General features: G+C 56.5%; 10 protein-coding genes and 2 pseudogenes. 3 read left to right on the top strand and 9 right to left on the bottom strand.

Annotated features, from left to right (window positions below):
- Positions 1-540: 540 nt before the first annotated feature.
- Positions 541-885 (bottom strand): glycosyl hydrolase-related protein, encoded by a 345-nt coding sequence (locus AACV31_RS14835; protein ID WP_255491220.1) that lies wholly within the window; start codon positions 883-885, stop codon positions 541-543.
- A gap of 14 nt (positions 886-899) precedes the next feature.
- On the opposite strand from AACV31_RS14835, the pseudogene AACV31_RS14830 reads away from it, so the two are divergent.
- A pseudogene (locus AACV31_RS14830) lies at positions 900-1,496 on the top strand (GntR family transcriptional regulator); the annotation flags it as partial.
- An 81-nt stretch (positions 1,497-1,577) separates the two neighbouring features.
- Here AACV31_RS14830 and sucD read toward each other — a convergent pair.
- The 8 genes and pseudogenes from sucD to sdhC all read right to left on the bottom strand — a co-directional run bounded on the left by sucD (position 1,578) and on the right by sdhC (position 11,450).
- Complete coding sequence (sucD, locus tag AACV31_RS14825) at positions 1,578-2,447, bottom strand: succinate--CoA ligase subunit alpha (protein ID WP_007706855.1); 870 nt, start codon at positions 2,445-2,447, stop codon at positions 1,578-1,580.
- Complete coding sequence (gene sucC, locus AACV31_RS14820; RefSeq protein WP_007768293.1) at positions 2,447-3,613, bottom strand: ADP-forming succinate--CoA ligase subunit beta; 1,167 nt, start codon at positions 3,611-3,613, stop codon at positions 2,447-2,449. Before sucC ends, sucD begins: the two co-directional genes overlap by 1 nt.
- 110 nt (positions 3,614-3,723) lie before the next feature.
- Positions 3,724-4,944 (bottom strand): 2-oxoglutarate dehydrogenase complex dihydrolipoyllysine-residue succinyltransferase, encoded by a 1,221-nt coding sequence (gene odhB / locus AACV31_RS14815; protein WP_075199128.1) that lies wholly within the window; start codon positions 4,942-4,944, stop codon positions 3,724-3,726.
- 14 nt (positions 4,945-4,958) lie between these two features.
- On the bottom strand, positions 4,959-7,766 hold the full coding sequence (gene sucA / locus AACV31_RS14810) for a 2-oxoglutarate dehydrogenase E1 component (protein ID WP_007768286.1): 2,808 nt from the start codon (positions 7,764-7,766) through the stop codon (positions 4,959-4,961).
- 440 nt (positions 7,767-8,206) lie between these two features.
- On the bottom strand, positions 8,207-8,923 hold the full coding sequence (locus tag AACV31_RS14805) for a succinate dehydrogenase iron-sulfur subunit (RefSeq protein ID WP_007669742.1): 717 nt from the start codon (positions 8,921-8,923) through the stop codon (positions 8,207-8,209).
- A gap of 15 nt (positions 8,924-8,938) precedes the next feature.
- Positions 8,939-10,705 carry a succinate dehydrogenase flavoprotein subunit gene (gene sdhA, locus AACV31_RS14800; protein WP_007768284.1) on the bottom strand — a complete coding sequence of 589 codons (1,767 nt, stop codon included), beginning with the start codon at positions 10,703-10,705 and terminating at the stop codon, positions 8,939-8,941.
- Positions 10,706-11,053 carry a succinate dehydrogenase membrane anchor subunit gene (gene sdhD / locus AACV31_RS14795; RefSeq protein WP_007706826.1) on the bottom strand — a complete coding sequence of 116 codons (348 nt, stop codon included), beginning with the start codon at positions 11,051-11,053 and terminating at the stop codon, positions 10,706-10,708.
- Positions 11,047-11,450 (bottom strand): annotated as a pseudogene (gene sdhC / locus AACV31_RS14790) (succinate dehydrogenase cytochrome b556 subunit). The gene sdhD and the pseudogene sdhC overlap by 7 nt, the downstream one beginning before the upstream one ends.
- A 275-nt stretch (positions 11,451-11,725) precedes the next feature.
- Here sdhC and AACV31_RS23210 point away from each other — a divergent pair.
- Positions 11,726-11,857: a hypothetical protein gene (locus AACV31_RS23210; protein WP_420888510.1), complete on the top strand. Its 132-nt coding sequence runs from the start codon at positions 11,726-11,728 to the stop codon at positions 11,855-11,857.
- Between the two features lie 231 nt (positions 11,858-12,088).
- Positions 12,089-13,375: a citrate synthase gene (gltA, locus tag AACV31_RS14785; protein WP_007768279.1), complete on the top strand. Its 1,287-nt coding sequence runs from the start codon at positions 12,089-12,091 to the stop codon at positions 13,373-13,375.
- Positions 13,376-13,572 lie beyond the last annotated feature (197 nt).

Below are 13,572 nucleotides of genomic sequence, written 5' to 3'. Positions count from 1 at the left end.
AGGTTACAAATAAGTTAAAAGAATTCCAAATTGATTCGACGAATATTTTACGCTGCAATCCAGGGATAATAAATAGATTTACATATCCCTTTATTTACGTTTTACGACGGCGATCAATTTATACCCAAATCGCCGCTTAAACACCAGATTGATCGACCGCAATTTAGCGCTTTCTCTCGCTTTTTTTCAAGCTAAAAACTTTGATTAAAATCAGTTTTGATACCCATTGTTAATTATGTTTCACCCCTAACGAGTTAAGTGAAAATAATGTTAACAATAAGTGTTTTTTTAACGCGACGATGGTTATGAAAGGGATACGAATAATTAACCTACGTTATTTTAGTTCATTCTCATTCGAGATATTTATCACACTTTCTTGTTAATATCGGCAAAGGAAAAGAATTCATTAGATCAGGAATGACAATTTTATTTCACAAATAATTTACCAACGGGTCGCAAAGTGAAAAAAATTGGCACTGTTTTCTGTAAATAAAAAAGCCGTCGCCCGGCGTTGCGCTGGCGACGGCAGACAGAAAAGCCTTAAACGCGGCGGCAGAGCGTGGCGCTGAAGGTCCGGGACTGGCAGGGTTTTAGCTCGCCGGTATGCCCGTCAGGGAAAATACTCTCCGTTTGCGGCGTTTCATCCATTCCCGTTTGTTGCCACGCCTTAAGCGGCTCGCCGAATGCGATCTGCGCCCCGCACGCCGCTTCGCATGACGGATTATAAACGCGCACGATCAGCGCCTCGCGATCTTCGGCTTTTTTCAGCGCGCTCAGTTGAGCGCCATCTGAAGTCATCTGAAGCAGGCTGTAGCAGGGTGGCGTGGTTATCCCTGAAGGATTGAGTTTCATCGCATCCCAGGGGATTTTGTTATAGCACTGCACGGGCGTAAGCCTGCGTCAGCCGCGTGACGGTGCGCCAGGCCTTAAAACAACTCACCGGCGAGCAGATCGTGGAGAGCGTTCAGGGCAGCGGCACCTATGTAAGAGAAGAGCGCATGCGCTACGACATCTATCAGCTCACCGGCTTTCAGGAAAAGCTCGCGGACAGACAGGTGGAAACCCGCAGCGAAGTGCTGCTGTTTGAGGTTATCAGGCCCGACGAAGCGCTGGCCGCGCGGCTGCAGCTCACCACGGCCGATAAAGTGTGGCATGTCAAACGGGTGCGCTTTATTAAGCAAAAGCCGGTGATTCTGGAGGAGACATGGATGCCGGTGCGGCTTTTTGCCGACCTCACCTGGGAGGTGATGGAGCAGTCGAAATATCACTATATCGAGCAGGTGAAAAAGCTCGTCATCGACCGCAGCGAACAGGAGATCCTGCCGGTCATGCCCGATGCTGAAGTGGTACAGGCGCTCGGTCTCGACCCGGCGCAACCGACGCTTGAGAAGCGCTCATTAGGTTATCTGCGCGACGGCCAGGTGTTTGAATACAGCCGCAACGTCTTTAAAAGCGACGACTATCAGTTCACGCTGGTGGCGCGCCGCAGGCAATAAAAAAGGCTACCCTCGCGGGTAGCCAACCATGTCGAATCTTATTATCGGGTGGTTTTACCTCACACCCACGAGGCGAGACATTTACTTCAGAATGGTTTTCAGCGCGTCGCCGATATCCGCCAGGCTGCGCACGGTTTTCACGCCTGCCGCTTCCAGCGCGGCGAATTTCTCATCCGCCGTGCCTTTGCCGCCTGCGATAATCGCGCCCGCGTGGCCCATACGCTTGCCTTTCGGCGCGGTTACGCCTGCAATGTAGCCCACGACAGGTTTGGTGACGTGATCTTTAATATACGCCGCCGCTTCTTCTTCCGCGCTGCCGCCGATCTCGCCGATCATCACGATCGCTTCGGTCTGCGGATCTTCCTGGAACAGTTTCAGGATATCGATGAAGTTAGAACCCGGGATCGGGTCGCCGCCGATACCCACGCAGGTCGACTGACCGAAACCGTAATCGGTGGTCTGTTTAACCGCTTCGTAGGTCAGGGTGCCGGAGCGGGAAACGATGCCCACGCGGCCAGGCTGGTGGATGTGGCCCGGCATGATGCCGATTTTGCACTCGCCTGGGGTGATAACGCCCGGGCAGTTCGGACCAATCATGCGCACGCCCGCTTCATCCAGCTTCACTTTCACCGTCAGCATATCCAGCGTCGGGATGCCTTCAGTAATGGTGATGATGAGCTTAATGCCTGCGTCAATCGCTTCCAGAATGGAGTCTTTGCAGAACGGCGCCGGAACGTAGATAACCGACGCGGTCGCGCCAGTCGCGTCTACCGCTTCGCGCACGGTGTTAAACACCGGCAGGCCCAGGTGCGTGGTGCCGCCTTTGCCTGGCGTTACGCCGCCAACCATCTGGGTGCCGTAGGCGATAGCCTGTTCGGAGTGGAATGTCCCCTGGCTGCCGGTAAAGCCCTGGCAGATAACTTTGGTGTTTTTATCGATCAGAATGGACATTATTTCCCCTCCACAGCAGCAACAACCTGCTGAGCTGCATCCGTCAGACTTTTCGCTGCAATAATATTCAGGCCGCTGTCGGCCAGTTTCTTCGCGCCCAGCTCGGCGTTGTTGCCTTCCAGACGTACGACAACCGGGACGTTCACGCCGACTTCCGCCACCGCGCCGATAATGCCGTCGGCAATCAGGTCGCAGCGCACGATGCCGCCGAAGATGTTAACCAGTACGGCTTTCACTTTGTCGTCAGACAGAATAATTTTGAACGCTTCGGTCACGCGCTCTTTGGTCGCGCCGCCGCCCACGTCCAGGAAGTTCGCCGGTTCGCCGCCGTGCAGCTTCACGATATCCATCGTGCCCATCGCGAGGCCCGCGCCGTTCACCATGCAACCGATGTTGCCGTCCAGCGCCACGTAGTTCAGTTCCCACTGCGCCGCTTGCGCTTCGCGCGGGTCTTCCTGAGACTGGTCGCGCATTTCACGCAGATCCGGCTGGCGGAACAGCGCGTTGCCGTCAGCGCCCAGTTTACCGTCGAGGCAGATCAGGTCGCCCTGAGAGGTGATCACCAGCGGGTTGATTTCGATAAGCGCCAGGTCGCGCTCCAGGAAAATAGTCGCCAGGCCCATAAAGACTTTGGTGAACTGCTGAACCAGTTTCCCTTCGAGGCCCAGTTTAAAGGCTAGCTCGCGTCCCTGATACGGCATTGGGCCGGTCAGCGGATCGATGGCGACTTTGTGGATCAGGTGCGGGGTTTCTTCCGCCACTTTTTCGATTTCCACGCCGCCTTCGGTGGAGGCCATAAACACCACGCGACGGGAGCCGCGGTCAACCACCGCGCCGAGGTAGAGTTCTTTGGCAATATCGGTCGCGGCTTCTACCAGAATCTGGTTAACCGGCTGGCCGTTCGCGTCCGTTTGATAGGTCACCAGGCGTTTGCCCAGCCAGTGCTCGGCAAAGGCGCGAATCTCTTCTTTGCTCTTAACGACTTTTACACCGCCCGCTTTACCGCGGCCGCCTGCGTGCACCTGGCATTTCACCACCCACGGGCCGGAGCCGATTTTAGAAGCGGCTTCTTCTGCTTCACGCGGAGTCGAGCAGGCATAACCTACCGGCGTCGGCAGGCCTGATCTGGCAAACAGCTGTTTCGCCTGATATTCGTGTAAGTTCATCTCTTCAGTCCATCAAGAAAAAGCGCATTCACGCTCGGAGTTCGAAATTGCCGCGCCTCGCGGCGCGACCATAAACACTACCTGAGGGCGGTCGGGCCGCCCTTGTGAAACTACACGTCCAGCAGCAGACGAGTCGGATCTTCCAGCAACTCTTTAATGGTCACCAGGAAACCTACCGATTCACGGCCATCGATCAGACGGTGATCGTAAGAGAGCGCCAGGTACATCATTGGCAGGATCTCAACCTTGCCGTCCACCGCCATCGGGCGATCTTTAATGGCGTGCATGCCAAGGATCGCGCTCTGCGGCGGGTTGATGATAGGTGTAGACATCAGCGAGCCGAAAACGCCGCCGTTGGTAATGGTGAAGTTACCGCCGGTCAGGTCTTCAACGGTCAGTTTGCCGTCACGGCCTTTCACCGCCAGCTCTTTGATTTTCTTCTCGATGTCCGCCATGCCCAGTACGTCGACATCGCGCAGAACCGGGGTCACCAGGCCGCGCGGCGTGGAGACCGCCATGCTGACGTCGAAATAGTTGTGATACACCACATCGTCGCCATCAATGGACGCGTTCACTTCCGGGAAGCGTTTGAGCGCTTCAACGACCGCTTTCACGTAGAAGGACATAAAGCCCAGACGGATGCCGTGACGTTTTTCGAAGGCGTCGCCGTACTGCTTACGCAGATCCATGATCGGCTTCATGTTCACTTCGTTGAACGTGGTCAGCATCGCGGTGGAGTTTTTCGCTTCCAGCAAACGCTCGGCCACGCGTTTGCGCAGGCGGGTCATCGGCACGCGTTTTTCGCTGCGGGCGCCGAGTTGCGGCTGCGGCGCGGCGGCTTGTTCCGGGGCTTTGGCAGATTCGCTGCCGTTCGCTTTCGCCAGATGTTTTTCGACATCTTCACGGGTCAGACGACCGCCGACGCCGGTGCCTTTGATGGCGGCCGCGTCCAGGTTGTGTTCGGCGAGCAGACGGCGAATAGCCGGGCTCAGCGCGTCGTTATTTTGTTCTTCCAGAGACGCCTGCTGGCGCTGCGCCGGGGTCGATTCTTTCGCTTCCGGTTTGGCGCTGCTCTCTTTGCCCGCGCTGTTGCCTTCGCGCAGACGGCCCAGGATCTGGCGAGACGTCACGGTGCTGCCTTCGTCTTCCAGTACCGCATCCAGCACGCCGTCAGCCGACGCCGGTACTTCCAGTACCACTTTGTCAGTTTCGATTTCTACCAGCACTTCATCACGTTTCACCGCGTCGCCCGGCTTTTTGTGCCAGGTGGCGACGGTTGCGTCAGCAACGGATTCAGGCAGGTCGGGAACAAGAATATCTACGCTACTCATTATTTATCCTTTAATTAATTGACGTTCAGCGCGTCATTAACCAGATCTTGTTGCTGTTTCTGGTGAACGGACATATACCCTACCGCCGGCGAGGCGGAGGCCGGGCGGCCTGCATAACGTAATGCAGAACCAAACGGAATCACTTCACGAAGGTGGTGCTGGCTGCAATACCAGGCGCCCTGGTTGAGCGGCTCTTCCTGGCACCAGACGAAATCATGCACGTGCGCGAACGGCTTCAACGCTTCCTGCACCGCGTGATGCGGGAACGGGTAGAGCTGTTCGATACGGACAATCGCCACATCCTTCTGATCATTCTTGCGACGCTGTTCCAGCAGGTCGTAATACACCTTGCCAGCACAGAGCACGACGCGTTTCACGCCCTGCGGATCGAGTTCATCGACTTCGCCGATAGCAGGCTGGAAGGCGCCGTTAGCCAGTTCTTCAAGCGTAGACACCGCCAGCGGATGACGCAGCAGCGATTTCGGCGACATGACCACCAGCGGACGACGCATACCGCGCAGCGCCTGGCGACGCAGCATATGGTAAACCTGCGCAGGCGTTGACGGCACGCAGACCTGCATATTCTGCTCAGCGCAGAGTTGCAGATAACGCTCCAGACGCGCGGAGGAGTGCTCCGGGCCCTGGCCTTCGTAGCCGTGCGGCAGCAGCATCACCAGACCGCACATACGGCCCCACTTCTGTTCGCCGGAGCTGATGAACTGGTCGATAACGACCTGCGCGCCGTTGGCGAAGTCGCCAAACTGCGCTTCCCAGATGGTCAGCGTGCGCGGCTCTGCGGTCGCATAGCCATATTCGAACGCCAGCACCGCTTCTTCAGAAAGCACGGAGTCCCAGACTTTGAACGGGCCCTGACCGTTATGGATGTGTTGCAGCGGCACCCAGGTAGAACCGTTAGCCTGGTTATGCACCACGGCGTGACGGTGGAAGAAGGTGCCACGGCCGGAGTCTTCGCCGGACAGGCGCACCGGAATGCCTTCATCGACAAGCGTTGCGTAGGCCAGCGTTTCCGCGCCGCCCCAGTCGAACGGTTTCTCGCCATTCGCCATCAGCTGACGGTCGCCGTAGATTTTCGCCACGCGCGACTGCATCTCGATGCCATCCGGCACATTGCTGATGCGCTTCGCCAGCTCCTGCAGACGCTTCATCTCCACTTTGTTGGGGTAGCTTTCGTCCCATTCGTGGTTGAGATACGGCGACCAGGTAAAGGAGTGCATATTCATCGGACGCCACTCTTTCACCACGCACTCGCCGGCATCCAGCGCGTCGCGGTAGAGATTGACCATTTCGGTCGCGTCTTCAAGCTTCGCCACGCCTTCCTGCTCCAGCTTGTCAGCGTAGAGTTTGCGCGGGGTCGGATGCTTTTTGATTTTCTGGTACATCAGCGGCTGGGTCGCGCTCGGCTCGTCGGCTTCGTTATGGCCGTGACGGCGGTAGCACACCAGGTCGATGAACACGTCGCGTTTAAACGTATTACGGAAATCAAGCGCCAGGCGGGTCACGAACGCGACCGCTTCCGGGTCGTCCGCATTGACGTGGAAAATCGGCGCCATCACCATTTTGCCGATGTCGGTGCAGTACGGGGTAGAACGGGCATCAAGCGGGTTGGAGGTGGTGAAGCCCACCTGGTTGTTGATAACGATACGGACCGTACCGCCCACTTCGTAACCGCGCGCTTTGGACATGTTCAGGGTTTCCTGAACCACGCCCTGCCCTGCGACGGCCGCGTCGCCGTGAATGGTGATCGGCAGCACTTTGTTGCTGCTCGGCTCGTCCAGACGGTCGAGGCGCGCGCGCACCGAGCCCATCACCACCGGGCTGACAATCTCCAGGTGCGACGGGTTAAACGCCAGCGCCAGGTGGACCAGGCCGCCTTCGGTTTCGATATCCGAAGAGAAGCCCATGTGATATTTCACGTCGCCGGTGCCGAGGTGTTCTTTATGTTTGCCGGCGAATTCGTCAAACAGATCCTGCGGCTTTTTACCCAGCACGTTGATGAGAACGTTCAGACGACCGCGGTGCGCCATACCCAGCACCACTTCACGCGTGCCGCTCTTACCGGCATGGCGGATCATCTCTTTGAGCATCGGGATTAACGCGTCGCCTCCTTCCAGCGAGAAGCGTTTCGCGCCCGGGAATTTCGCGCCCAGATAACGCTCCAGGCCTTCAGCGGCGGTCAGCTCGCTTAAGAAGCGTTTTTTCTCGTCCACGCTAAAGCCCGCGTGGCCCGCGACCGATTCGATACGCTGCTGGATCCAGCGTTTCTCTTCCGTCGAGGTGATATGCATGTATTCCGCACCGATGGAGCCGCAGTAAGTCTGCTTGAGCGCCTCGATGAGATCGCCGAGCTTCATGGTCTCTTTGCCAAGCGCAAAAGAGCCTACGTTAAAGGTTTCCTGGAAGTCGGCTTCGGTCAGATCGTGGAACGCAGGATCCAGATCCGCGACGTGCTCCTGTTGCCACAGGCCCAGCGGATCGAGATTCGCATGCTGGTGGCCACGGAAGCGATAGGCGTTAATAAGCTGCAGGACTTTAACCTGCTTCGCATTCGTGTCAGGGTCGGAAATCGAGGAAGAGTAACGTGAGGCATCCTTCGCCAGACGACGGAAATAATCACGCGTTGTTGAATGGAATTGATCCGGTTTCGCGCCGGTGCCAGGCAGTTGCTGGAACATAGAGCGCCAGTGGGCGTCCACTGAATCAGGATCGGTTAAGAAGTCTTCATAGAGCTGTTCTATCCAGCTCTGGTTAGAGCCAGAGAGGTAAGAAGAGTCCAGCCAGGCTTTCATTGCGCCGTTCTGCATCGTGATCCCTTAAGCATGTCTGCTTATTTCGCCGTAGAAACTACCACGTACAGTGTTGTACGTGCCGGGGTTCACCTGCGAGCTCTTGTCTAGTGCGGGCCCGCGAAGGAACCTTTAAAAACAGCCTGTCACTCTCGCTTTTCTGGCTGTGACGGCGTTGCGTCTTTCTCTCACCCCAGTCACATAGTTCACTATGCTCCTGGGGACTCGTTCAGCCGCGCCTTGTCTCGCTCAGAAAATCTCGGTTACCTACTTTCTCTGTGGCAGATTTCGTAGGGCGGGTAAGCGCAAGCGCACCCGCCACCACGTTATCGCACAGAAAATAGTAGTGACCTTCTCTGTATGGCGGTTTTTAAAGGTTTCCTGCTTTTCCCTCTCCCCTCAGGGAGAGGGACATGTCTTTGTAGGGCGGGTAAGCCCGCCACTACCACAACGCTTACTTACGCGCTGCGCTGCAACAACATCGACTTAATATGGCCGATGGCGCGCGTCGGGTTTAACCCTTTCGGACAAACGCTCACGCAGTTCATGATGCTATGGCAACGGAACACGCTGAACGCGTCGCTCAGGCCATCCAGGCGCTCGTTGGTTTCGGTATCGCGGCTGTCGATAAGGAAACGGTACGCCGCCAGCAGGCCTGCCGGGCCGATGAACTTGTCCGGGTTCCACCAGAACGACGGGCACGACGTGGAGCAGCAGGCGCACAGAATGCACTCATACAGCCCGTCGAGCTTCTCGCGCTGCTCCGGCATCTGCAAATGTTCGCGTGCCGGCGGATTGTGCCCATTATTCAATAAGTAAGGTTTAATCTTCTCATATTGGGCGTAGAACTGCCCCATGTCCACTACGAGGTCGCGGATAACCGGCAGACCAGGCAACGGACGGATAACGATTTTCTGCTTACCGGCGCCTAAGTTAGAGACCGGCGTAATACATGCCAGGCCGTTCTTACCGTTCATGTTCAGGCCATCGGAGCCACACACGCCTTCGCGGCAGGAGCGGCGAAAAGAGAGGCTCGGGTCCTTCTCTTTCAGCAGCATCAGGGCGTCGAGCAGCATCATGTCGCGCCCTTCTTCCTGCTCCAGAGTGTAATCCTGCATGCGCGGCGCGTCGTCGACATCCGGGTTATAGCGATAAATGGAAAACTCGAGTTTCATCACATTGCTCCGCTCTTAATAAGTACGCACTTTCGGCGGGAAAGCCGGGCGCAGCTTAGGCTGCATATTCACTTCGCGACGCGTCATGCTCTCGGTTTGCGGCAAATAGAGGCTGTGGCACAGCCAGTTTTCGTCGTCGCGGTCCGGGTAGTCGAAGCGGCTGTGCGCGCCACGGCTCTCGGTACGGAAGTTCGCCGATACGGCGGTGGCGTAAGCGGTTTCCATCAGGTTATCCAGCTCCAGACACTCGACGCGCTGGGTGTTGAACTCGCTGGAAGTGTCGTCCAGACGGGCGTTTTTCAGGCGCTCACGGATGGCTTTTAGCTGCTCAAGCCCTTTGGCCATCGCGTCGCCTTCGCGGAATACCGAGAAGTTATGCTGCATACATTCCTGCAGCGCTTTGCGGATTTCGACCGGATCTTCGCCGTCGCGGTTGTTGTTCCAGCGGTTGAGGCGCTCCAGCGAGAGCTCCACGTCGGAGTCGCTGGCGTCGCGAAGCTGACCCTGCTCGGCGATGGATTCCTGCAAATGCAGACCCGCCGCGCGGCCAAATACCACCAGGTCAAGCAGCGAGTTGCCGCCCAGACGGTTGGCGCCGTGTACGGATACGCAGGCGATTTCGCCCACCGCAAACAGGCCTGGGATGACGACATCTTCGCCCTGCGCGTTCACGGTCAGCGCCTGGCCGGTCACTTTGGTCGGAATACCGCCCATCATATAGTGGCAGGTCGGGATAACCGGAATCGGCTCTTTTACCGGGTCGACGTGAGCAAAGGTGCGGGAGAGTTCCAGAATGCCCGGCAGACGGGATTCCAAGACGTCTTTGCCCAGATGGTCGAGCTTCAGCTTGGCGTGCGGGCCCCACGGACCGTCGCAGCCGCGGCCTTCGCGGATTTCGATCATGATTGAGCGCGCAACGACGTCGCGGCCCGCCAGATCTTTAGCATTCGGCGCGTAACGCTCCATAAAGCGCTCGCCGTGTTTGTTCAGCAGGTAACCGCCTTCGCCGCGGCACCCTTCGGTGACCAGTACGCCCGCGCCAGCGATGCCGGTCGGGTGGAACTGCCACATTTCCATGTCCTGTACCGGCACGCCAGCGCGCAGCGCCATGCCGACACCGTCGCCGGTGTTAATGTGGGCGTTGGTGGTGGACTGATAAATACGGCCTGCGCCGCCGGTCGCCAGCACGGTCGCGCGGGCTTTGAAGTAAACCACTTCGCCGGTTTCGATGCACAGCGCGGTGCAACCCACGACCGCGCCATCCTGGTTTTTCACCAGATCCAGCGCATACCACTCAGAAAAAATGGTGGTGTGGTTTTTCAGGTTCTGCTGATACAGCGTATGCAGCAGCGCGTGACCGGTACGGTCCGCCGCCGCCGCGGTGCGCGCCGCCTGCTCGCCGCCGAAGTTTTTCGACTGGCCGCCGAACGGGCGCTGATAAATACGGCCGTCATCAAGACGGGAGAACGGCAGACCCATGTGCTCAAGCTCCAGAATCGCTTCCGGGCCGGTTTTACACATATATTCAATCGCGTCCTGGTCGCCGATATAGTCGGAACCTTTTACCGTGTCATACATGTGCCATTCCCAGTTATCTTCATGGGAATTGCCAAGCGCAACGGTGATACCGCCCTGGGCGGAGACGGTGTGAGAACGGGTCGGGAACACCTTGGAGAGCAGCGCGCAGGTCTGGCCGCTCTGGGAAATCTGCAGCGCCGCGCGCATACCTGCGCCGCCCGCGCCAATAACGACGGCATCAAATTCTCTGACTGGCAAATTCATTTACACACCCCACACCACAACAAAGCCATAAATCACGTAAACCACCAGAGCGACGACAATCGCCAGCTGCAAAAAGAGGCGCAGCGCCAGATGTTTTACATAGTCGGTCAGCACCTGCCACATCCCAATCCAGGTATGGACGAGAATCGAAACCAGGGTCAGCAGGGTGAATACTTTGGTGAAGGTGGATGAGAAGAAACCAGTCCAGACTTCATATGTCAGGTCGCCATTCATCGCGAAGAAGCCAATCATATAGATGATATACAGCGTCATTACGATAGAGGTGGCGCGAACCAGGATGAAGTCATGTACGCCGTTGCGTCCTAATGCGGAGGCGTTGCTTACCATACGAGGACTCCTGCGAGAATTGAAAGCACGACAGTAATAATAAAAGCGAACTTAGCGGAGCGTTGGCCTGCTGCGAAGGTTTCTTCAAGATAGCCAAAATCCATCAACATGTGGCGAACGCCGCCAACAACGTGGTAGGCCAGCGCCGTCAGAATGCCCCACATGATGAATTTAACGAAGAAGCTGTCCATGATGTCGGACGCAGTCAGAAAGCCTTCTTGAGACGAGAGGGACAGCCCTAACAACCACAGCAGAATGCCGACGGCGACAAAGGTAATCACGCCGGAAACGCGGTGGAGGATAGAAGCAATCGCGGTGACAGGAAACCGGATCGTTGTCAGATCCAGGTTGACAGGTCGTTGTTTATTCACCTTTTTTATCATGAATGCGCCCACATGCTGTTCTTATTGTGTCCTTCCTCCGGTCTGCAGGCGGGTCAAGCAGCGTCATCTTTCTATAACTCCGCGTCATGCAAAATCACCGCTTCCAAAGGCTGCATAACGCGTTACTACGCTGGGTGGCTCGCGGTTGCAAGGTGTTCCGGAGACCTGGCGGCAGTATAGGATGTTCACAATATCATTACAATTAACCTACAAATTCTTTGGCCGCTTTTGGTCGGAACAGTGACCAGGATCACGATAACAACATTATTTTAATTTTTAATCATCTGATTTGACAAATGTTAAACAAATTAGTTACAAACATCACCCGGAAACGCATATAATTCGCAAAAGTTATGGGGTCATGCTTTCACCTGAGAATAAGTTATGTAACAGTGTGCCAGTATTGACCGCAGTAATTTAGCCAGGTATTAGTGATAAACAGGTTTGACAAATACTGACGGCTAACACCCTGATTTACTGTTGTTTCACCCAGGTTTGAATGGTTGCCTGCAAGCCGCCCATCGCTCTGTACCCTGGTTTCCCCTCTGAAACAGAGCTGCGCGCCACACAACAAACTGGCAACTGTCCCCTGCTGGCTGGAGGTAAATCGGCGGTTAACCGTCGCAAGCAACAGGCGCTAAGGAGACCGTAAATGGCTGATATAAAAGCAAACCTAACCTACAACGGTGATGGTGCTATCGAACTGGATGTGCTAAAAGGCACGCTCGGTCAGGATGTAATCGATATCCGTAGTCTTGGTTCTAAAGGTGTTTTCACGTTTGACCCCGGCTTTACTTCTACCGCATCCTGCGAGTCCAAAATCACCTTTATTGATGGTGACGAAGGTATCCTGCTGCACCGCGGTTTCCCTATTGATCAGTTAGCCACTGAGTCCAACTATCTCGAAGTATGTTACATCCTGCTCTACGGCGAAAAACCGACCCAGGAGCAGTATGACGAATTCAGAACCACCGTCACCCGCCACACCATGATCCATGAGCAGATCACGCGTCTGTTCCATGGTTTTCGTCGCGACTCACACCCGATGGCGGTGCTGTGCGGCGTGACCGGCGCGCTGGCGGCGTTCTACCACGATTCGCTGGACGTCAATAACCCGCGCCACCGTGAGATTGCGGCCTTCCGCCTGCTCTCCAAAATGCCGACTGTGGCGGCGATGTGTTACAAATATTCGATCGGCCAGCCGTTTGTGTATCCGCGTAACGACCTCTCCTACTCCGGTAACTTCCTGAATATGATGTTCTCGACGCCGTGCGAGCCTTACGAGGTGAACCCGGTGCTTGAGCGCGCGATGGATCGCATTCTGATCCTGCACGCGGATCATGAGCAGAACGCCTCGACCTCTACCGTGCGTACCGCTGGCTCCTCCGGCGCGAACCCGTTCGCGTGTATCGCCGCGGGCATCGCCTCCCTGTGGGGACCGGCGCACGGCGGCGCCAACGAAGCGGCGCTCAAGATGCTGGAAGAGATCAGCTCCGTTGAGCACATTCCGGAATTCGTGCGTCGCGCGAAAGACAAAAACGACTCTTTCCGCCTGATGGGCTTCGGTCATCGTGTTTATAAAAACTATGACCCGCGCGCCACCGTGATGCGTGAAACCTGCCACGAAGTGCTGAAAGAGCTGGGCACCAAAGATGATCTGCTGGAAGTGGCGATGGAGCTGGAAAACATCGCGCTGAACGACCCGTACTTCATCGAGAAGAAACTCTACCCGAACGTGGATTTCTACTCGGGCATTATCCTGAAAGCGATGGGCATTCCGTCGTCCATGTTTACCGTTATCTTCGCGATGGCGCGTACCGTGGGCTGGATTGCGCACTGGAACGAGATGCACAGCGAAGGTATGAAGATCGCGCGTCCGCGTCAGCTGTATACCGGCTACGAGCAGCGTGATTTCCAGTCGGACCTGACGAAGCGTTAATTCCACGCTGCGGTTAATCTGAAAAACGCGCCTCCGGGCGCGTTTTTTTATGGGCGTTTTGCGCCGCGGCGGGTGCGCAGCGCACCCGCCGGGTTTTGTAGCGTGGGTAAGCGAAGCGCACCCACCGGGTTTTGTAGGGTGGGTAAGCGCAGCGCATTCACCGGGTTTTGTAGCGTGGGCAAGCGCAGCGCACCCAC

The organism is Cronobacter sp. EKM101R, assembly GCF_963888145.1.
Taxonomy (GTDB): Bacteria; Pseudomonadota; Gammaproteobacteria; order Enterobacterales; family Enterobacteriaceae; genus Cronobacter; species Cronobacter turicensis.
The sequence above is the reverse complement of the archived record's forward strand: the minus strand, read 5'-3'. Positions and strand labels throughout refer to the sequence as shown.

Excerpts from the sequence above, each read along its gene's own strand:
- sucD (WP_007706855.1), bottom strand. The coding sequence starts at position 2,447 with ATGTCCATTCTGATCGATAAAAACACCAAAGTTATCTGCCAGGGCTTT.
- sucC (WP_007768293.1), bottom strand. The coding sequence starts at position 3,613 with ATGAACTTACACGAATATCAGGCGAAACAGCTGTTTGCCAGATCAGGC.
- odhB (WP_075199128.1), bottom strand. The coding sequence starts at position 4,944 with ATGAGTAGCGTAGATATTCTTGTTCCCGACCTGCCTGAATCCGTTGCT.
- sucA (WP_007768286.1), bottom strand. The coding sequence starts at position 7,766 with ATGCAGAACGGCGCAATGAAAGCCTGGCTGGACTCTTCTTACCTCTCT.
- AACV31_RS14805 (WP_007669742.1), bottom strand. The coding sequence starts at position 8,923 with ATGAAACTCGAGTTTTCCATTTATCGCTATAACCCGGATGTCGACGAC.
- sdhA (WP_007768284.1), bottom strand. The coding sequence starts at position 10,705 with ATGAATTTGCCAGTCAGAGAATTTGATGCCGTCGTTATTGGCGCGGGC.
- sdhD (WP_007706826.1), bottom strand. The coding sequence starts at position 11,053 with ATGGTAAGCAACGCCTCCGCATTAGGACGCAACGGCGTACATGACTTC.
- gltA (WP_007768279.1), top strand. The coding sequence starts at position 12,089 with ATGGCTGATATAAAAGCAAACCTAACCTACAACGGTGATGGTGCTATC.